This window comes from Haloarcula amylolytica JCM 13557 (assembly GCF_000336615.1).
GTDB classification, from domain to species: Archaea; Halobacteriota; Halobacteria; order Halobacteriales; family Haloarculaceae; genus Haloarcula; species Haloarcula amylolytica.
The window spans coordinates 49,168-68,128 of the sequence record NZ_AOLW01000007.1 but is presented as its reverse complement, the minus strand read 5'-3'; the positions used below and the strand labels follow the sequence as shown (position 1 = coordinate 68,128).

The window sequence follows — 18,961 nt, the reverse complement described above, 5'->3', positions numbered from 1 at the left end:
TCAGGGGCCCTTCGGAACAATGAAAAGTCGGAATGGACTCGCCGGGTAGTAGTCTGAAATTTACACGACAACGGGGGGTTGTGTTTGGTAACTTTCATGTTAGATTCGCTCCAGTTGCTTCTTTCGAACCGCCATTTTCTCCTGATTCGTCCGCACGTCGTAGTGCTCGTACAGCACTTCGAGCGATACGTCGCATCGCTCGCTGACGATCTCCGGAGATACGTCGCTGTTCAGGTGGTACGTGATACTGCCACGCCGGAGTCCGTGGGGTGACCGAGAGGAAGGGCACTTGCTGTGGGCCGCACGCGAACCCAGTGCCTCGCAGGTCGACGGGTCCGACGGGTCAGCGTCGTGGGGACACCCATTGAGAACGCACGGCTGGGTGAGCTTGTTCACCCACTTGTAGATAGTGTCACCCGTGGGCCGGCCGTGCTGCGAGGTAATGAGTGGCTTGCGGCCGTAGTCGTCGGTTCGTTCGTAGCGGTCCGGGTTGTCGAGATAATCGTCGACGACCTGGTAATCACTCGGACCAAGGTAGACCCACCGCTCGCCGTCTTCGCCGTTTTTGAGTTTCGTTCCCTCGTCGATTCGATGCTCCAGCACCAGCGCGTAGTCGTCGGGACGAAGATCGTCAACGTCCAGTGACCGAAGGGCCGACCGGCGCATCGCCGTCTTCCACAAGATCAGAAAGACGACGTGATCCCGGCTCGCGTAGCGGTACTCGTGAAGGTATTCGAGTATCCGGTGTGCCCGGTCTACGCTCAGGTGGACTTCGCGGCTTTCGGCCCCGTCGGGCAGCTCGGGAGCATGGACCTTCTCAGCCAGCCCATCGTCAACGCCCTCGATGTCGGCCCAGTATCGAAGCGCTTCGCGAATCGTCGATAGTTGCTTCTGGAGGGTCAGCGCCGCGATGTCACCCCGTCGCCAAGCCACGAAATCGGCCAGATCGCGGCCGGTGAGGTTGTTCAGGTTCTCGATGTCGCGCTCTTCACACCACTCCCTGAAGAACCGGAGTCGCGTCTTCGCGTTCCGCATCGTACTCTCGCGGACGGAGGGTTCGCGGTGTCGGAGGAACCGCTCGATACCTTCCCCCGGCGAGAGATCCATCAGATCCTCGCTCATGCTCGCCCCCGCTTTCGTTTCCGGTAACAGCCCAGACAGCAGGACTCACCGGGATAACAGAAGTTCTCACAGCCGTCCGTCTCGCACTTGTTCACGTCTTCGATAACGCGGTCGCTCACGCGGACACACCTCCCGCACTTTCATTACGTGAGACTGACTTGCCCAAACTGGTGCTACTCGACAGATGAGCGAAACGTGTGCGAAGTGCGGCGATAGCCCTGCACCCCGAGAACTGAATCCTCCTTTTGACTGGACCGACTATCTTAGAGAGGAACGGGACTTCGGCCCACCCATTGGTGCGGTCTGGATTCCGCTCTGTCCGGATTGCTATTTCGACGCGGATCACCTGAAAGAGAGCGTCAACAGCCTGGCGATGGGGGACGACGATACCAGAAAAAAGATCCAGGCCGATAGCGAGGACTTTCTTGATTCTCTCGACCTCGACGCACTCATCGACGACGCGATGCGGTAGCTCGGCCGTCATTCTGCAAACACCTCTTCGTCCATCGGTGCAACGCCGATAACCATGTGTTCTCGAATTGCGTCGGCAAGACAGAGCTTTAAGTCGTACTCCTTCAGCGTCTCCGTCATTCCGATGGTTGTCTGCGCCACCTCGGCTTTCAATTGAACTCTGATAAACGCCGGCACGTCGCTGGCGTCGCGCCGAATGGTGACCTCGTCCACCTTGTCGAGTACACGGATCGCATCGCGAGCCTGCTCGAATCGTCTTGTACGACTCACGCGGACGCACCCCCGCGTGGCATCGTCTGTCGAATAGCTATACCGCTGGTCGTTGGGCTACTTTCAATAGCCCGCTTGCTCTCGTACTTCATGGGTCGTCTAAGCCTCAAACGGGAAACGACCCACCCGGCGTGTGCCAGCACGCCGGACCTTTCTGGTCCGATGGGCGGGTCACTTCACCTGTATAACGCCTCTACTGAAATACTTTTCTGTGAATTGCACAGATTAATCTGTGCTACTACGCTGAGATACAAGTGATTGCAAATAGATGTCTAATGCACCGATACACCTATGAGTTCCACAGCCACACCGCTTGATGTGCCCAGGCAGCGTGCTGATTGGATGACTCAGACTGACGAAGCCATTCTGGAAACGATTCGAGATGAAGGGAACATGACACCCCAAGCTCTCGATGATACTTTCGACATAGCCGCTGCCAACTACGCCCGTGATCGACTCTCTGAGCTTACCCAGTACGGGCTGGTCGAGAAGATCGGGCGCGGTCTCTACCGACTGACCGATGACGGGCGTGCATTCCTCAACGAGGAACTCGACGCCAGCGAACTCGATCCCGTCGAAGACGCCGACTGACATTCTCTTAGACCCTCGCGAGTCGTGCCGTCACGTCACCGGCCCACTCCGGTAATTCGAGATCGGCTAACTTGCCGTCGTGCCAGCTCGTCACGATCTCTGTATCGCCGTCGCGGGCCACGTCGACGCGCCACTTCCGGCCGTCTTCAGCGGTGATGTCGAACCGAGCACCGCCGTTCCCGAGAGCTTTGATGTGCTCGACGTTCACCTCCTCACCAGTGTAGACTTCGATTGTGCCTTCCATACACTGTGGACCGAGGGGAAGAAACGGGTTAAAAAGGTGCTAGGTTTCCGGGAGAAGTCTACTCGTGTTCTACGCTGCGTATTTCCTGCCCACAGACGGCCGCGCCTGCTTTTTTGAATTCGGTGAGTGAAAGGCCGGTCTTCCGAAGATCCGCACCAGTTAGAGTGGCGAATCGAAGATCTGCACCGGCTAGGTCAGCATCGTAAAGAATTGCACCAGAAAGATCTGCGTAAGACAGAGTTGCCGTGTTGAGATTTGCGTGCTGTAGATTTGCATTGGTGAGGTCTGCCTTTCGAAGTGTGGCATTAGAGAGATTTGCACCAGAGAGGTCAGCGTTATGGAGATTTGCATCCTCAAGAGATACCCCACTGAGGTCTGCATCTGGGCGAATGTCGTCAGGTGTCAAGTCGTCATTTGGGATGTGCATGTGTTGACTGGAAATTTTGGTAGCCATATCTTAGGATTCTGAGCCGATGGTTCTATTCCCGGATGATCCGTTCGAGTGTCATTGGGTGTCCATCTGGACTAGTGAACTGCCAGGACAATGCTTGCTTGACCGGAACCGGCACACCTTCCGGAGCAGGTTGTGCCGAGAATGTATCGGGAGAGAGACCGAGCCACACTGCGATGACACGGGGTGTGAGATCGCTATATTTTACTACGATTTTGCCAAACTGACGTGCATCGGACCATTTTGATATTTCTCCTCGATCCTTTAGCCACATAGCAAAGAGGTTGCCGAGTGCAGATGAGCTTTCAAATCCCTGGTATAGAGAGTCGAGATCTTCACTACCAGTCTCAATCGTAATACACCACTCGTAGCGGCGGCGAGACGTTGTTTCTTCGATCATTGGGACTTGTACTCGGTGGAGTGTTCCCAATAAAAATACCGGTTTAGGTATTTTAAACCACCAAGGTAGAGAGTGAATTAAATTCCAAATCTATCGCATTGAGCAACACGGCATTGTTTAGTTGAGGGAGTTTGAGAAGCGGCTAATTCGTAATTAGTAATAGTTGCATCCTCTCAGTGAATATTTTGCAGTAGTATTTTGTGAATGGTATGTATCTGGATAATTATGAGATATAAAGACTGGACACAAGAGAAAGTCACTGAAATGTACGACATTTGGGAATCGGACTTCGGGTTTCGGGAAGCTGGATTTGAAGTATTTAAAAGCCCAATCACAGACGAGAGATCAATTCTATTGATCGGGTATAACCCCAATTATAAGCAGAAACACATCACAGAAGATGAAGAGACTGGAGAGGTCTATCACAAAAGTCTCCATAACTACCCAGATGGCTTCTCTATGCGACATTTGACACACTTAGAAGACGATTCAGTAGACTACCGTCACAAATCGACGGTCAAGCGATGCATCTTCAATAATGAACCCGAATTATTGAGTGAGGTCGTAGAAATGAACCGATATTTCCTACGGTCTAGTACTTCGGATTCCCACAGTAGTGTCCTCAACGCTGTAGAGGACCAAGATGCGGTTCAGGCTTATGAAGAGTTCTGCCGGGAGACGAATAAAGAGGTGTTAGAGAAAGTAGATCCGGATACAGTGGTGATTATGTCGAAAGACCTTAGCTTTGAGATGATCGAAGAATTCGGTTATGAGGTGACACTGAATGCAGAATATGAAGCTAAGGACTTTGATTATAGTGATGAGAGAGAGTCAGATGTGATCTCTACCTCGCTCAGAACCGGTGAGACTGATTCGTTCGATGTTGTCTCTCTGGGAAATCACTTGAGCTGGCCAGGTCTGGGAAGCACCCATTATGAGTTCTTTAGTGATATCATTCCAAATCACCTCCCAGATCCGCAGTCTTAGTCCCAGCAAGTCAACGGATAGCTACAACTGACTAAATTAGTGCTTGGGTATACTTGGTCGCTTTCTATGTGTTCTGATAAGACAAGTATCACTGGCAGTAGTTGTTAGAGTTAAGTTTCAAATTCACTCGGATAGCTGGTTCTACCCGTTTATCACTGGCTGTATATGATCGGTGCCTATTTTCTCCTTCTACCTCAATCAAGTCGTAACTCTCCAGCTTCGATAGTTTCAGTCGCCTCGACCGCTCCGAGATCGGAGTCTGCTCACGCCCATGGTACGCTTGGTCAGCAACGGCTTCGTACCGGTCGTGTAGTTCGCCTGCCTCCAGCCCATCGCCCATACGAATCAGTTCGTACAGCAGTTGATGATGGAACGGCAGTGACTCCAGATTCAACTCACGGATGTTTCGTCGTGCCCGCTCGAACGACTCGCTCACATCTTCGTCAGTAATCCGGTCGTGTTGCAGTTCCTCAGCCCGAGTCGCGGCCTGTCGAAGTGCCTGTATCCCATTCCGTGCAACGCCAGCCACCTCATCAGCTATTGTCTCCAACTGCTCGCGGGTGATCGATTCTGACGGAAGCCCAAGGTTCGCTCGTGCTTCGAGAATGTCCGCCAGCTCGTCGACACTGTAGCGGTCCAGACCGAATTCGGCGAATGACAGCCGTCGCCGGAGTCTCCCATCAATTCGAGATAGCCACTCATCTGGGTCGTGGCAGATAACGACGACAGATAGGTTCTCGACATCTACCAGCCGGTCCAGTGCATCAGTCGATGGGAGACCGTCAGCCTCGTCGAGGACAACGATCACCGGACTGGTGACGCGCTCTTGGAGCTGGATACAAAGATCCTCACGAGGGACGTTCACCGACGGGTCGCTACCAGGGAGATCGTGAAGAACTGAGCGGACAACACCGGCGGTCGTTTTCCCGAGACAGCGAACGTGGGCTGTCTGAACGTCGGCGTGTCCGGTAAGCTTCTGTAGAGAGTGTTTGGTCAGCGCTGTCTTTCCTACACCAGGTGGGCCGTGAATCAGTACGTCGTGGGCCTGATCACCACCAAGTGCCGGTTCCCACGCACGGGAAAGGTGGTCAACAGCGGCTTCTCGATGGAGGAGGCGACGCGGGAGGTGCTCATCGTCGAAGACAGCAGGGTCGGCGATCATCCTGGGTGTGGGTGAGAACAGGCGGGTATATAAACAGATGCGACACTTCCGGGAGAGAGAGAAGCAATCCAGAACGTATGCTTAATGAGTCCTCTGCGACATCAGAAATGGGTATGAGATTGTACGATATAGTCAGAGGCATCTGATTGTTACGCAAACTTGTCTAAAGGAGATTGGGGGCCAACATCATCGTAGAAGTCTTGAAGAATCTCTCGCATCGCTTCGATTTTTACCTGTAATTCTACCGACATATCTTCGTAATTCCCGTAAACGTCAATTCCCTCTAATAATATCCGTTTCGGCCGCTCAAATTTTGATCTAAATCTGTATGACTTACTTCCATCATTAATCTGATCCTTACTGGCAGGGATATCTGTAATAACGTCTAAATATTCCCACCGACGAATGCACTTTGCGACCATTCTTGAGGCAACCGGGCGGGGATTTGTAATCGAAAGCGTGTTTGAAAAGTAATCTATCAACTCGTTCTTAGAAAAGTGGGTATTTGGAATGTCCTCTTCCGAACGCTTTTTACACATCTTCATAACGGAGTGTTCGAGTAAAATACTGTGATGACTTCTAATGAAGAAGTCAGGAACGGGCCGTTCAGACCGTGAAACTTCTACACCACTTTTCAGTTCTTCGCCAAGTTTATCAGAGTGGTTTCGAGTGTCACCAGTGCCAGTTTTGATATCAGTATATATCGAGAATAATTGCGCAGTTTCCAAATCCGTATTTACTCTGTCGTCATCACGATCCAATAATTCCTCTGCATCTTCCACAATCTCTCCATCACTGGCTACCTTCCATAAATATAGTGGTGTTGTGGGTGAATTTTCATCCTCATAGTTTTCAATTGCATCTGCCGTGGTCCGATCTCTGGCTTCTTCGACCACAATTGCAGTTTCAATTTCATCGGATTCCACCGGCATCGATATTTCATCCTCTAAAGTGGGTATCTTGCTATAGATTTTATTAGCTATCTTATCAGCATTCTTGATCGTTGTGTGAGGTTGCTCACGTAGTGGGACATGGGCAACTAATAATACAGAGCCAGTAGGACGCTTACCGACGAGTAAGTCAACTGTTTCGTCAAGTTCCCTTTGGAGCGGACGTGCAGTCTCAAATTCCCATTTCGTACCCTCATTGAGTACTCCCCCCTGAATAAATGCAGACATGACGGTCGTCAGAATCCACTTTCTGTGCTGAGCTTGCTCACGGCGGGAATTGTAGCGTTGTCTGGCTTTTTCCAGTTTATCCTCGTCATTGAGATATTCTTCGCATCGTTCCTCAAATTTAGGTTCGTATACCTCATTTCCACGAATATCAGTAAGATATTCGTTGAGAACTTGGTCATCTGTCAGCTCTGATATATCAATACCCATTGTTAATTGGTGACAGCAACTGGTTCCGCTCGCTCGTCAACGTTTACATGAATAAACTCGAGGAACCCGATAAAAGAGCTTATGTCACTCTCCTCTTCCGGAAAAATCCGGATTTGAGTCTCATCTACCTGTATGTTAAAGAACATGTTGTAGTCTTCATCGTATACCTTGCCAGACATAGATATCGTTTCGCGATCAGTATAGACATCGTATATCAGGTACTCCTCTTTTCTGAGATTGTTTTTTAATTCAATCAAATCAGGGTGTTCAAGCGGAGTCTGTAGCTCTACTACGGCCGGTTTCGATTTCGAAATTTCGACTCCGCTCGCCATTTCGATAGTGCTGTAATCCGTGTGGTCATAAGCGTCCTTGATTTCAAGACAGCTTTCAATACACTCTTCCAAGTACTCAAAGAGTGTTAGTAGAGAGCCGGATTGAAGTTTGAATATCCCACTTTTGTCTATACTAAATGTGAGTTCACTTGGTATAGATATTGTCATGATATGAGGTAGAACACCGTACTCTCTCTCGACTTCTCGGATGGTTTGTAGACCGTCAGATCCGTAGTAATTTATAGTTCTACGTGTCCCGGCACGCTTATTAGCATGTATGTCCGTTCCAGAAGTTCGCTTTGCAATAAATCTGGTCACACGTGCTGCTTCGTAATCTTCAGCAATTTGTTCGCGAATTTCCCGCAGAATACGTGGGCTTATATACAAGTAATGCAGGCCAGGTGTGTTAGCCAAGAGTGGTTCTATTCCATGTTTGATCTCTTCGGTCTTTCTCTGGTCAGTATACAGAAAGAATAGCTGTTCCTGTCTATCGAACGTTAGGTATGATTCTGCAGTAGAGTTTTCTGAATACTCATTTTTTAATTTCAATACGTCTCCTAGCTCTTCTATGATTTCCCATCCGTTTCTCTGAATATTTTCAATAAAATCCGTCTTGGGCAACTCAGTGATTCCCGCAATGATATAGAGATCTCCACCGCTTAACCTGCTATAATTTTGAGAAAGATAGGTGTGAAAGTCACGACTGTCTTCGAACGAATTTCTATCAACTTCGAAGACGCTCATCAATTATAGAACAGAGGCCACTCACATAAGTCAAGTGAATTCGTCAGACTCATATTATGATTCTCGTCAAACCATAACATACTAATCTTCTTCTCAATATGATGTCGTTAGTGTCTGGTGAACAAGATTCTATATGTGGATACTCAGCTGACGCTTCAGATCTTCCTAACGGGGTTAAACCAAGGAGTTGTTCTCGTGATGTTTGGAAAGATGGAGACTGTGTATGGCACGCTGAGGAGACTAACAAGCCAATTGCAGAACTAAAGAAGTCTGCAGATGCTGGAAAGAAGAGAGTTGATGATGCATACCTCAGACAGGCTGAGTTGCAAAATCGAATAGACTTCAAGAGTTTCACTCTTTATAACCCTGATTTTCAGGAATCTAATATAGATAGCGCAGATTTCAGAGCGGCCATAATTCATAATGGAGACTTCTCACAAGCGAGTCTCGAAGGGTCCAAGTTTGATAGCGAAAGGTTGCGTAAAACTGTCAGTGATACGAAAATGGTTGATACATGTTTTTGTGACTCAAAAATAAAGGGTGCAAATTTTTCTGAGTCGGTATTATCTGAGGTATGTTTTGACGAAGCCACAGGAAGTTCAGTGAAATTTAATCGTGCAGATGTCTCAGGCGGATCATTTAGAGAAGCAGAGCTACATGACGTAGAGTTTGAAGCAGCAAATATAAGGAGGACATGTTTCGAGAAAGCTGATGTTTTTAATGGCGATTTTAATAGATCGTTTGCAAAAGGAGCCGATTTCTCTGGTTCTGACCTACGTCAAGCCGAATTCAATTGGGCAAGAACTGAGAATATGGATTTGAGAGGGAGTATAGTAGATAAGGATACAGACTTTGACTGGGTTAGTGTTTATGAGTTTGCATCAGACCGATTTCACGAAGGGCAAAATGAGATCGACTTTGATATATTCACATCACCCCCTTCTGAGGTTACTATAGAAGAGTCGCTTGGTGTGAAGCCTGAGGATTATACGGTAAAAGAATATCTCTCAACAATCAACCACACAGACAAAGGCAAAAATAGTCTCTCACGGTTCAGATCCCGGATTTCACATAGAGGTTCTGATAAGACAAGTGAGCATCTCAGAACTGCTGTAGGTTGGTACAGAGATCTTCAGCGAGTGTACGATAATAGTCTTGTAACCGAACACAAACGCTGGTTTGCAATCCGAGAAAAAGAAGTAGAAAGAAAGATTCAATTCGGTAGGAAGACTCTCTCTTGGTTAAGATTAGCATTCCACCGGCTCACTATGCGTCACGGTGAAAGTCCGGGTAGGGTACTGGCTGTGGCTGGCCTGACTATTGTTCTATTTGCTTTGGCTTATGGGCTGACAGGAGTTCGAGATTTAGAATCTGGACAAGTGTTGAAATATAGACTCTCTGGAGAGTGGACCTGGGGAATGCTATCCCCATTTCAATTGTCTATTAGCAGATTTTTGACTCCCTCCAATGTGTACTACGCACCTATTGACTCGGTTGCTGGCTTGGCTTTATTTGAGTCGATTATTGGAGCGCTACTCGTAGCTATGTTTGTATTTACATTAGGGAGAAGAGCAACAGAATAGGTATTCACAGAGAATGCTACCGCCACCGACTCTCCACATTCGTTCGGTATCGTAACCCGAGAACACTAGTGTTGAACCACTGTATCGTCTCGGGGTCTAGCTCTTCTCGCGCGTTCTGGATATTCTCTTCACTCTCGACCAGATGCGTCAGCGCCGCGTCCAGCACGTCGGACATCGGTGGGTCGTCGTGCTGATCGCTCGCGACAATCGCACTCGCCTTATCCAGTAGTCGCTGCCGTTCGTCGGTGATCTTGAGACTAGTGCGTCGGGTCATTGTTTAAACGATTGTATGTACCGGGGGTTGGTTCCCGTTGTTCTGGAGTGAGCGTCAGGGTGGTTCTTCATAAACTGGGGTCGGGCCGACGGTTTGGTCGGGGCGATCTCCCAGCCCAACCGGATCGATTCTATGCACCGTAGCCCACGGCCCACAGCCCACAGGTGCATACATCGAGGATTGGCGTTACATCTGAGTCTGACCCCGTGGGGTCGGGCTCGCATCATGGGCTGACCAACTCTAATCGGTAGTCGCCTTCGTCGTCCTGGTCAAGACTCTCGACCTTCGCCCAGTGGTTGCCCACCAGCTCGCCATCCTCGTCAACGACACCGCGCTCGCGGAGATCGTCTATCGGTATCGAGACGGTCACACAGCCGCCTGCCGGGGAGAGTTTTCGCATCTCCATGCCACCGGCGGTGCAGTCCCGATACTAAAATTTACTGAGTCCCGGGAATACCGCGATTCGGTGCTTTCTAGCCAGCAGACTGCACGGCCGGAATACGGTCGTACTCACGGCCGGTGCAACCCATGTTCGGAAAGATAGACATCGAAGACGCTCTGGCTGGTGTGATTTTCACCGCCAGCGCGTTCGTCACCAACGGTATCGCATCGATCAGTCTGCTCGGCTACGACCTCGCCGCGTCTGTGTTCACCGTCCAGGGCACGAGCGTCGACCTCGCGTTTCTGCTGTCGCTCGCCGCCCTGGCGATGGCGTATGCCACCAACCGCGTCAACGAGAGTCGTAACAAGAACTACCAACTCGACACCGATCTCGTTGAGATTGCCAAAGGGTCGGCCACTGTCGAAACCTACCTCGCGCTTGGGACACTCGTCATCGTCCTGTTCACCGGGCTAAACATCCTCGGCGCGCAGGATATCGTGGTTGGCTCGGCCGCTATCGGTCTGACCGTCGTTGCCGTTGAGGCTGCCGGCTACTACGTCATCAGCTACCTGGGGTGAATCCGATGGACCGCATACTCAGCTATGGGCTTATGGGCGTTATCGGCGTCTCTGGGTCCACAATTGCCTCGGCTGTCGTCGGTGATCCTTTCCCCGTCGTCGTCCCGGCCATCGTCGCCGCTGCCGTGATCGGGGCGCACCACGTCAAAGAACGAGATACCACAGCTGGCGCTGATGATCAAGACGTTCGCACCAGCGTCGAGCAGGTCGAAGCCGACGGAGGGCGTCAACAGTGACCCGGACTCGCTCGCTCCTGCTCGCCACCCTCATTGTCTGTTCTACCATTGTCGGGGCCGCCGGTCCTGCGCTGGCACAGACGACGGACACGGCCACTCCGACCCCAACCACGACGGATGGCGGGCCTGTCGGGTACGAGTTCTCGGGCGGAGAGAGAGCGTTAATCGTCGATACCTCTGCTATTGACTCCGGTGTGGATATCGAAGTAGAGTTTAGAACTATGGAGGGGCCGGGAAGTCCGACTGTCTTAGCGCGTCAGACCCACAATACCGCCAATATCCAGGGCGACAAACTGGTTCTCTGGAACGAAGGAGCCTATGATACGGTGAACGTTACCGTCACCGGCGCTACCGGCGGAGAACCGAAGTTCGATGCCAAGAGCGGGGTGGCATCCAACACGCTCGGGTCACATACCAGTATCGGCAGTACAGGCGGTGACACTGACACACTGTGTACTGCTCGTGATCAACTTGACGAACTGCTGTCTAATGTGGAGAACCTGGACTGTTCCCCACAACCGGGCACTACAACAGTAAACACGACAGGTACAGATGCTCAACAGACGAAATTAGATATTTACCAGTCCGCTCAGAACAGCAAGGCGGCGTCTGAGAACTACCACACCAGCCTGGACAACAACCTTCAGGGCGCACGGACTCAGGCACTTATTCTTGGCAAGAACGCCTACATCAGAGCGCTCAACAACGGCAGTAGCAAGGCCGCAGCCAAGGCTGAGGCAAAGAGTGCGATTGACGAATTTTACGCTTCGAAACAGCGTAATCTTATATCAGAGTGGAACCGTCAGTTGGCGAACTACGAGTATATTGAGGGTGTCGAAGATAATGAGTCGGGTATCTCGAGCACCCAACAGTACCCCGCGATGGCAAATACCGGCCAGTATGTCGGCATCACTGAAAGATCGACTGCCTCAACAACCTTAACTCTCGAAAACGGCGACTCCGCGAACTGCCAAGTGTATCAAGTCGAGGTGTTCGATGATGGTTGTAGTTCCTGTTCTGACAGCCAAACCTATCAATTCCAGATTGATAGCGGTGAACGTCAGTATCTCTCACCAACAGGACAGGACAGCCAGAGCGGGGACTGGACTACGGACATATCTGGCGTCGAAGTCAAAGGCGATAGCAGCACAAGCACCGCCAAATCCATTGATTTCGTCCGCTACGCCGCACAATGGTCAGAAATCAAATCGCAGTCTACCTCCGCCAAATCAGAAATGGACACACTGGCGGAAAACACGTATAGCGCCTACCAGCAGGGAGAAATCAACAATAGCGACCTCGTAGACCCCTACGTCCTAGCTAACCAGCAGTCGCCGGGTGACGACTTCCAGGGCTGGGCTGCCGCACAGCTCACCCTACTCGGGACCAACAGCCCAAATAACTTCGACCAGATCGGGAGCTTCAACGTCACCACTGGGGACGGCACGCAGTACGAAGGCGTGCTGTTCAGTCAGGAGAACCCTGCCAGCGGGCAATTCGAGAACGGGACGACCTACAACACGACCAATATCGGTGGTACGCAGTACGTCGTCACCAGTGACCGTATCGTAGAGTTAGATGGGACATTCACCATCGACAGAATCACCACGACAAGCGGTGAGACTACCGAGAACGCCACCATACAGAAAACAGTCTACAAGACGACGAATGTTACCGAACTCAAACAGCAGTACGAGGATCTGGCATACCGACGGGCACAGATCGAAGCCCGCGAAAAGGCTATGAAACAATCTGCTGGCGGTGGCTTACTCGGTGGTGGCAGTGTTTCACCCGTCGTGGCGCTGGCCGTCATCGGCACGCTACTGGCTATCGTCGTTCTCCAGAACTAACCCACCCATGCGTTCCATTTTCTTTGTCGCGCTGCTCGTGGTCAGCCTTGGCTGCGTCAGCGCCCCGACCGCCGCACAGTCTGCAGGGAACTTCTCCGCCGAAACACCCGGCCCACAGCCCACAGTAAACGCCACCGACACCACGCGCATCGACGGGCAGACCGAGATTGTCGGCTCGGAGTATCTACCAGACAAGGGTATCGCTCGCATCACCCTCCGGTCGAGCGCGGTACAAACCGTGACGATCTCCGACGCCGGCCGCTTCCAAGAAGGCGGGAAGATTCCCGTCCGCACGGTCGCTATGCGCTCGGACGACACCGCCACTGTCGAGATTCCCGTCACAGAAAAAGACGGCTACGTGGGTGTCGCCATTTCCACGGAGAACACGCCACTGTACGCCGAAATCGTGCAGCAGCCTTCCGGTGGTGGGCTCGACATACTCCGCGCGCTCTCGTCGTTGCAGGCGTGGCTCGCCGGGGCAACTGTTGCGTTCATCTGGATGATCGTCGCCGGCTACAACGTTATTCGCGGCGAGAACGGCCGCCCGGAGGTAGCATGAAGCCCGCACCGACCTTCCAGAACAACCGCGACCGGCTTGTCTACCTGCTGGCCGAGTACAAGCTACTCATCGGTGGGATGCTCGTCGGTGCGGCCGTGCTGTTCGCCTACTACCAGCCGCAACTGCCGACCCTCCCGACGTGGATTCCCGCGGTTGCCGTCGGCTGGCTTGTCCTGGCAATCCCCTGCTATCTCGTCGGTGCGAAAATCGCCCGCTGGCTCCGTCGCCGTAACTGGGTCGAAGTCCATCATGTCAACGCCGTCGAGGACACGACCGAGAAGTACTACGTCCCGCCAGAACTCTGGCGCGAGAAAGAAATCGACGGCCCCGATCCGTACCCCGTCAACGGTGGTAGTGCGTGGGCCGTCCGCGAGTACGAGTACCTGGAAGACATCGGCCAGCTTCGCGTCGAGGGCGTCTGGCTCGAAGGCTGCCAAGATACGCAGTTGATGACCAGCAAGAAACAGATGCAAGATATTCACAGCTGGCTCATCGACCGCGCCGAAGAACTCGCTGCAATTCGTGGCCGATGGAGTCGTGGCAGTGTCGAGCTGCAAAAGAAGCTCGTCACCGCTGACGCCGAAGCCAACGAGCGCGGCCAGATGATCCAGAAGACAGCAGCGAAGGAGACCTTCGGCGATCTCATCGAAGACGGCGAAGATCCCGAAGACGCACCCACCATCCACGACCTTACCGACGCCCCCGACCCTACAGCAGACGCCGCTGTGGGCTATGGGCAGGACGAACCGACCACCGAGCAACTGCAGGACCCACGACTGAACGATGACTGACGACGGTAACGACCTCTACACGCCCGCACAGTTTCGCGAGTATCAGGACGGCTATGGCCAGCGCGATCCCGACGAGGTACACCAACACGCCGGAATCGTTCGCGATGAGAAGCTATCACGCTATCTCTCGATTCTCGAAACCCACTACGATCCACGCCACTGCGACCGTCCAGAGAAGATGCCTGGTCAGGCAAAGGACCTCTCGCACGTTCGGGAGATTGTTCGTATTGAGGGGACCGAGACGGCACGGCGGGCCATGGCGAACGGAGATATGCAGTCATTGAAGCACTTCACCGGAGACGCCGGACAGCGGGCCGATATCTCGGGGATCAAAGCAATCGATCAACTCCGGGCACAAATGACCGGCCCCGCACCGATGTTCTACGAATGGGCCGAACCCGGCACTGGTAAATCCAATTTCGCCTGTCTACTCGGACAACTCTGGAAGGAGCAACAGCCCTCCGACGCCTTGGTCGCCTCGAACATCCGGACGCTCGAAGAAACTGACGAGTGGACCGACTCGGACGGCGACCGTCGTGACGGCTGGCTGGCGAACTACGGCGAGTTGAACGAGTGGCTGAAACAGGATGGTGACCCGATGCACAACGAGCAGGTCCCGAAACTGTTCATCTTCGACGAGGCCAGCAGTAACGCCGGTGGGAGTGGGTCGGACGGCTACGAGACGAAGACGAAACTCGGGCCGCTTACGTACAAGATCCGCAAGTACGGCGGTTCTCTCATCATCATCGGTCACGACGGCCGTGACGTACATCCGCTCGTTCGGGAACTCGGTGTCTGTGTCCACAAGGAAGGGCTGAAAGAAGCGACCTTCTACGAGGATGTACGGAACCGGAAGGGTGTCAACCCGATCTTCTCCGTGTCGGGAATCCCCGAAACGGACTGGCGCTACGACGACAAGGAACCGACTACGTGGTCCTGGTCGAGCGGAGAGGATGACGGTGGCGAAGTAGACCCGGAAGACCTCTCTCGGAAGCTTGCGATCTACACAGTCATCACGGCAAAGGAATCTGAACCAGACAGACCAAACCACGAAATTGCCGATTTCGTACCGTACAGTGCCGAATGGGTCCGTCAACGCTGGAACGAGTACCAAGATGATGGAAAGCACCACAACGTGGTTGGTGAGGTGACGGAGCTAACCGCATGACAGCGATAGAATTCGAGCAACCCAACAACAACCAACCCCCCGGCGCAGCCCTGTTGTTGGCCCATGGCGTGCGCTCGCGGTGCGAGCACGCGCGAGCCATGGGCAACGGCCGAAAACAACCCGGAGGAGTATCTATATATGACGCACGCGAGGTGCGCGAATGAGTCGAAGCCACAAAGCCAATCACTACGGTACGCTCGTCGAGCGCAAAGCCGCCGAGCGGTATAACCTCGAATTAGATCGGTGCAGCTGGCACGACGCGAAGCGACCAGACGGGACGCCTGTTGAAATCAAATCAGCGATGCATCAGCACAGTAATGGAAAACCCGGGACGTTCAAACTCTATGACAGCTATCATGAAGAACTTCGTTCAGCAGATGGATGGTATGTTTTCGGCATCTACCGGATACGAGGAAGAGGTGTCGAGGTTCTGCAATGGGAAATGCGTCACTCTTCGAGAATTCCACGATTAAATTGGCACGGGGGAGGGAACCATCGTAATGCGCTACAATCTAAAATACAGGTTGGAGAGATTGCGAATTCTGTCAATTATTAATAAAAAGTATTTTGTTTAACACTGATTGACACTAGTAATCATGAGCGGTGGACCTCTTTGTCACTGTTGTAGACAACAAATGATAGTTGGTGGTACAGGGACAACTCCTGCTCCCGCTGTTGAAATAAAAGACATAGATTTATCGAACCCAGAGGTGAGGAAAAGGGTTGAAGCGAAACTGTGGCCGGATGTACCCAAGCCGAGATGTTGGTGTTCACACTCCAATCCGACACCGAAAAACCAGCCATGTCGTCGGTGTAATTTCGACATTTGTGATAGCGATGATAGAGCAATCAATCCAGCCACATATACTATTTAGTGAACAAGTTAACCAATCGCAGGTCAGTCAAAATCCCCGCTTAATTACGATTGGAATCTCCTTAGTAGTTGTAGTATCTCTTATAGTTTTGAGCCTCCTTTTATATAGGTATGCATTGACTCGGGCCCAAAAATTGGACTTAGCTGATATAGATATTGAACTGTATGATGATCAAAATGTGGACAGTTCGGTTCGGAGAGAGATACTGGAAGAAGCTAGGAGACGATTTGATGACGAAATCAATAGAAGAAGTACGCTGGAGAGCAAATTGGGAATAGTTTTTGCACTAGATGGAGCTATTGTGGCGCTGTTAGGATCTGGACTACAATCAACGAGTACCTTGTTCTTTAAATTGGCTGCTGCATTCGCATTAGTATCAGCTGGTTTGGGTCTCTTAGCACTCAGACAATATGAATACCAAAGACCGGGAAGTAGACACTATTATAACGAATATATTCAAGAGAATGAAGGCACAGCTTTGCCAGCGATGATCACCGATTTAAAAAATGCATATGAAAACAACAGGAATATTAATAACAAAAGATTTCAGATATACCTATTTGCGCTCTTATTGTCTGGTACTTCATTGTTACTTATTTCAATTGGTTTAGCAGCAGATAATATATCATAGTGCAGTCATAGAAATTGCTGTGCGGTGTATTTTGGTGAAGTGGCCTTAGCCACACCTCTAAACGGAATCACAACCCCCCGGGTTTGATTCCGTTCGGGCGACGGCCGGGCCATTGGCTCGGTTAAGCCTCGATCACGTCGGCAACCGTGCCGGACAGGGGGAGAAATCGGCAAAACAAGTAGTGTTTTCGGGGTGCTGGATAGTGATGCCTCTCAACAGGCGGGCCGCTACTCGGTGGCGAGCCAGCGCCAGGCCGTCCCTCGCGAACCGTCTGCGAGCTGCACCTGGGCCTGCCGGTAGCGTTCTTCGGGCATTCCCGCGTCTTTCCACACCCGGAAGCCTTCGCGGATCGCTTTCCCGTGCTTTTCGATCTCCCCGAACCGCAGGGTCATCTGTGCCTCGCGAGCGTCGTTCACGTCAACGCCGTGGCGGGCTGCCCATGCGATAAACGCGCTCATCGTGTTCTCCAGCCCACGCTCCGCGGCTTCTGCAGCCTTCGCCGCCGTATCGACAGCCCGCCGGGTGGCTTCACGCGCTTCGTCAACGGCGACGTGAACCATCTCCGCGACGTACTCCGACCGGAGCGACACGTCGGCATAGTCCGATATCACCAAGTCTTCCATCTCTCGAAGCGCTCGCCGGACACTTTCGACATGACGGCCGTACTCGTCCGCTATATCCGACGGAGCAACCTGCCCACCGTCTGCTACCAACATTTCCAGGGCTTCCCACTGCACCGGCGAGAGCCCATCTGAGAGGTGGCGCACAACGACACTCTCCTGTTTCTGCTCGACCCGCGTTAGATCCAAACCTACTGGTTCGGGGCCGGAGTGATCCACCTCCGGCTCGAAGTACGAATCTTCGACGAATGGGCCGGAACCAGACGGTGCGATGTCGATACCCGCATCGGCTAATACCGACAGCACAGTCTGATCTAATTCCCGTTCCAGCGTCTCCAAGTCGCGCCACCGGACAGTTTCGTCATCATCTAGCAGCGATGCCTGCAGAGACGAACCGACCTTCGGGTGGGATAGCGGATGGTCTTCGGGCACAGACAGCGCCTCACGGGCGTAGTAGTGCTTGACCTCCTTGGGGAGGTGGTGGTCGGGGAACGCCTCTCGAATCCGCTTCGGGCCGAGTGTGGCCGTGTGGTAGTATCCTGGCAGGTTCCGCCCGCGCTCGTCGTCATCGTTCTGGACGATTTTCCGATAGCCACGGCGGTCGGATTCTAACAGGTGACCCATCGCCGCAATCGGCCCATCCCGAGCGTGGACCGGCCCGCTGGCGTCGCGGTGAACTCGGGCGTACTTCTCGGCGTCCTGAACGTTGCTGTAGGAGTGTGGCTTCTTGAAGTACCGACCGGTGACACCGATCTCGATGGCTGCCCGCTGGAGTAGTTCGGGATATCGGTGGAACTCGATATTTGAGCCTTTCACACAGACGTTCACACCTTCGCCGAAGCCATCCGGAACGGGAATCTCAATACGGCTCCCGTCATCACGCTCGCCCTGCATCCCGGGCCAGCGTGGGGCAACATGGGCCACGAAATCCTGCTGGCCGACCGAATCCTCTTCGGGATGACGGGCGACCTTCAGCCGATACTCGCGCATGTTCTGCAGTTGCCAGTCCGTTCCCTGTGGTGTCCGCTCGCCGGGGTGAACGATATTGCTGTCCTGGTAGGAGAGGCGAACGACCCACCGCTCGCCGTCCTGCAGGAACTCGCCGCTCTTTGACCCCTCACCAGCCTTGACCTCACTGTCCAGTGCGAAAAACGGCGCAAGGCCGTCGCTATTGAACAGGAGATTGGCGTGGAGTTCGTGAGGGGCCAGCCCTATCGTTCGCATCGCCCCCCGTTAGTCTCAACGGCGGTCACCG

The 18,961-nt window shown here is 52.6% G+C and carries 24 protein-coding genes; 12 read left to right on the top strand and 12 right to left on the bottom strand.

Annotated elements, in window-relative coordinates:
- Positions 1 to 99: 99 nt before the first annotated feature.
- Positions 100 to 1,122: a tyrosine-type recombinase/integrase gene (locus C442_RS02560; protein WP_008307581.1), complete on the bottom strand. Its 1,023-nt coding sequence runs from the start codon at positions 1,120 to 1,122 to the stop codon at positions 100 to 102.
- Complete coding sequence (locus C442_RS22820) at positions 1,119 to 1,241, bottom strand: hypothetical protein (RefSeq protein WP_275039402.1); 123 nt, start codon at positions 1,239 to 1,241, stop codon at positions 1,119 to 1,121. Before C442_RS22820 ends, C442_RS02560 begins: the two co-directional genes overlap by 4 nt.
- A 65-nt stretch (positions 1,242 to 1,306) precedes the next feature.
- Between C442_RS22820 and C442_RS02555 the strand changes: the two genes are divergently transcribed.
- The gene (locus C442_RS02555) at positions 1,307 to 1,594 is read left to right on the top strand and encodes a hypothetical protein (protein ID WP_008307580.1); all 288 of its coding nucleotides are present in this window, start codon (positions 1,307 to 1,309) and stop codon (positions 1,592 to 1,594) included.
- Between the two features lie 8 nt (positions 1,595 to 1,602).
- On the opposite strand, the gene C442_RS02550 is transcribed toward C442_RS02555, so the two are convergent.
- Positions 1,603 to 1,863, bottom strand: coding sequence for a hypothetical protein (locus C442_RS02550; protein WP_008307577.1), 261 nt, complete (start codon positions 1,861 to 1,863; stop codon positions 1,603 to 1,605).
- Between the two features lie 342 nt (positions 1,864 to 2,205).
- On the opposite strand from C442_RS02550, the gene C442_RS02545 reads away from it, so the two are divergent.
- Positions 2,206 to 2,454 (top strand): type IV toxin-antitoxin system AbiEi family antitoxin domain-containing protein, encoded by a 249-nt coding sequence (locus tag C442_RS02545; protein ID WP_008307575.1) that lies wholly within the window; start codon positions 2,206 to 2,208, stop codon positions 2,452 to 2,454.
- A gap of 7 nt (positions 2,455 to 2,461) precedes the next feature.
- Here the strand turns inward: C442_RS02545 and C442_RS02540 are convergent, their stop codons facing one another.
- The 3 genes from C442_RS02540 to C442_RS21410 are packed head-to-tail and all read right to left on the bottom strand — an operon-like array spanning position 2,462 to position 3,549.
- Entirely contained in the window at positions 2,462 to 2,698 is a 237-nt protein-coding gene (locus C442_RS02540) for a hypothetical protein (RefSeq protein WP_008307574.1), read from the bottom strand.
- A 58-nt stretch (positions 2,699 to 2,756) separates the two neighbouring features.
- Entirely contained in the window at positions 2,757 to 3,152 is a 396-nt protein-coding gene (locus C442_RS20740; RefSeq protein ID WP_080504270.1) for a pentapeptide repeat-containing protein, read from the bottom strand.
- A gap of 25 nt (positions 3,153 to 3,177) precedes the next feature.
- Entirely contained in the window at positions 3,178 to 3,549 is a 372-nt protein-coding gene (locus C442_RS21410; RefSeq protein WP_152418423.1) for a hypothetical protein, read from the bottom strand.
- A 225-nt stretch (positions 3,550 to 3,774) separates the two neighbouring features.
- On the opposite strand from C442_RS21410, the gene C442_RS02530 reads away from it, so the two are divergent.
- Entirely contained in the window at positions 3,775 to 4,536 is a 762-nt protein-coding gene (locus tag C442_RS02530) for a hypothetical protein (protein WP_049942778.1), read from the top strand.
- A gap of 88 nt (positions 4,537 to 4,624) precedes the next feature.
- On the opposite strand, the gene C442_RS02525 is transcribed toward C442_RS02530, so the two are convergent.
- From C442_RS02525 to C442_RS02515, 3 genes are all read right to left on the bottom strand, one after another.
- Positions 4,625 to 5,698 carry a Cdc6/Cdc18 family protein gene (locus tag C442_RS02525; protein ID WP_008307569.1) on the bottom strand — a complete coding sequence of 358 codons (1,074 nt, stop codon included), beginning with the start codon at positions 5,696 to 5,698 and terminating at the stop codon, positions 4,625 to 4,627.
- 149 nt (positions 5,699 to 5,847) lie between these two features.
- The gene (locus C442_RS21405) at positions 5,848 to 7,083 is read right to left on the bottom strand and encodes a hypothetical protein (RefSeq protein ID WP_152418422.1); all 1,236 of its coding nucleotides are present in this window, start codon (positions 7,081 to 7,083) and stop codon (positions 5,848 to 5,850) included.
- A gap of 2 nt (positions 7,084 to 7,085) precedes the next feature.
- A complete protein-coding gene (locus C442_RS02515) occupies positions 7,086 to 8,159 on the bottom strand; it encodes a hypothetical protein (protein WP_008307564.1) in 1,074 nt (357 codons plus the stop codon).
- A gap of 110 nt (positions 8,160 to 8,269) precedes the next feature.
- Between C442_RS02515 and C442_RS20735 the strand changes: the two genes are divergently transcribed.
- On the top strand, positions 8,270 to 9,742 hold the full coding sequence (locus tag C442_RS20735; protein WP_161606618.1) for a pentapeptide repeat-containing protein: 1,473 nt from the start codon (positions 8,270 to 8,272) through the stop codon (positions 9,740 to 9,742).
- A gap of 16 nt (positions 9,743 to 9,758) precedes the next feature.
- Here the strand turns inward: C442_RS20735 and C442_RS02510 are convergent, their stop codons facing one another.
- Together C442_RS02510 and C442_RS02505 are read right to left on the bottom strand one after the other, a co-directional pair.
- On the bottom strand, positions 9,759 to 10,016 hold the full coding sequence (locus tag C442_RS02510) for a DUF7386 family protein (protein WP_008307563.1): 258 nt from the start codon (positions 10,014 to 10,016) through the stop codon (positions 9,759 to 9,761).
- A 223-nt stretch (positions 10,017 to 10,239) separates the two neighbouring features.
- The gene (locus C442_RS02505) at positions 10,240 to 10,422 is read right to left on the bottom strand and encodes a hypothetical protein (RefSeq protein WP_005537171.1); all 183 of its coding nucleotides are present in this window, start codon (positions 10,420 to 10,422) and stop codon (positions 10,240 to 10,242) included.
- A 122-nt stretch (positions 10,423 to 10,544) separates the two neighbouring features.
- Between C442_RS02505 and C442_RS02500 the strand changes: the two genes are divergently transcribed.
- From C442_RS02500 to C442_RS21395, 8 genes are all read left to right on the top strand, one after another.
- Complete coding sequence (locus tag C442_RS02500) at positions 10,545 to 10,976, top strand: hypothetical protein (protein WP_008307561.1); 432 nt, start codon at positions 10,545 to 10,547, stop codon at positions 10,974 to 10,976.
- 5 nt (positions 10,977 to 10,981) lie between these two features.
- Positions 10,982 to 11,212 carry a hypothetical protein gene (locus C442_RS02495; protein WP_049942777.1) on the top strand — a complete coding sequence of 77 codons (231 nt, stop codon included), beginning with the start codon at positions 10,982 to 10,984 and terminating at the stop codon, positions 11,210 to 11,212.
- A complete protein-coding gene (locus tag C442_RS22010; protein ID WP_008307558.1) occupies positions 11,209 to 13,062 on the top strand; it encodes a hypothetical protein in 1,854 nt (617 codons plus the stop codon). Before C442_RS02495 ends, C442_RS22010 begins: the two co-directional genes overlap by 4 nt.
- Before the next feature lie 7 nt (positions 13,063 to 13,069).
- Positions 13,070 to 13,621: a hypothetical protein gene (locus tag C442_RS02485; protein ID WP_008307556.1), complete on the top strand. Its 552-nt coding sequence runs from the start codon at positions 13,070 to 13,072 to the stop codon at positions 13,619 to 13,621.
- Positions 13,618 to 14,412 (top strand): DUF2062 domain-containing protein, encoded by a 795-nt coding sequence (locus C442_RS02480; RefSeq protein WP_008307554.1) that lies wholly within the window; start codon positions 13,618 to 13,620, stop codon positions 14,410 to 14,412. The genes C442_RS02485 and C442_RS02480 overlap by 4 nt, the downstream gene beginning before the upstream one ends.
- On the top strand, positions 14,405 to 15,580 hold the full coding sequence (locus C442_RS02475; protein ID WP_008307552.1) for a hypothetical protein: 1,176 nt from the start codon (positions 14,405 to 14,407) through the stop codon (positions 15,578 to 15,580). The genes C442_RS02480 and C442_RS02475 overlap by 8 nt, the downstream gene beginning before the upstream one ends.
- 160 nt (positions 15,581 to 15,740) lie before the next feature.
- Complete coding sequence (locus tag C442_RS23035) at positions 15,741 to 16,136, top strand: hypothetical protein (protein WP_080504268.1); 396 nt, start codon at positions 15,741 to 15,743, stop codon at positions 16,134 to 16,136.
- Positions 16,137 to 16,417: 281 nt separating this feature from the next.
- Positions 16,418 to 17,086: a hypothetical protein gene (locus tag C442_RS21395; RefSeq protein ID WP_161606617.1), complete on the top strand. Its 669-nt coding sequence runs from the start codon at positions 16,418 to 16,420 to the stop codon at positions 17,084 to 17,086.
- Positions 17,087 to 17,313: 227 nt separating this feature from the next.
- Here C442_RS21395 and C442_RS02470 read toward each other — a convergent pair whose 3' ends face one another.
- On the bottom strand, positions 17,314 to 18,930 hold the full coding sequence (locus tag C442_RS02470; protein WP_008307550.1) for a DUF7845 domain-containing protein: 1,617 nt from the start codon (positions 18,928 to 18,930) through the stop codon (positions 17,314 to 17,316).
- Positions 18,931 to 18,961 lie beyond the last annotated feature (31 nt).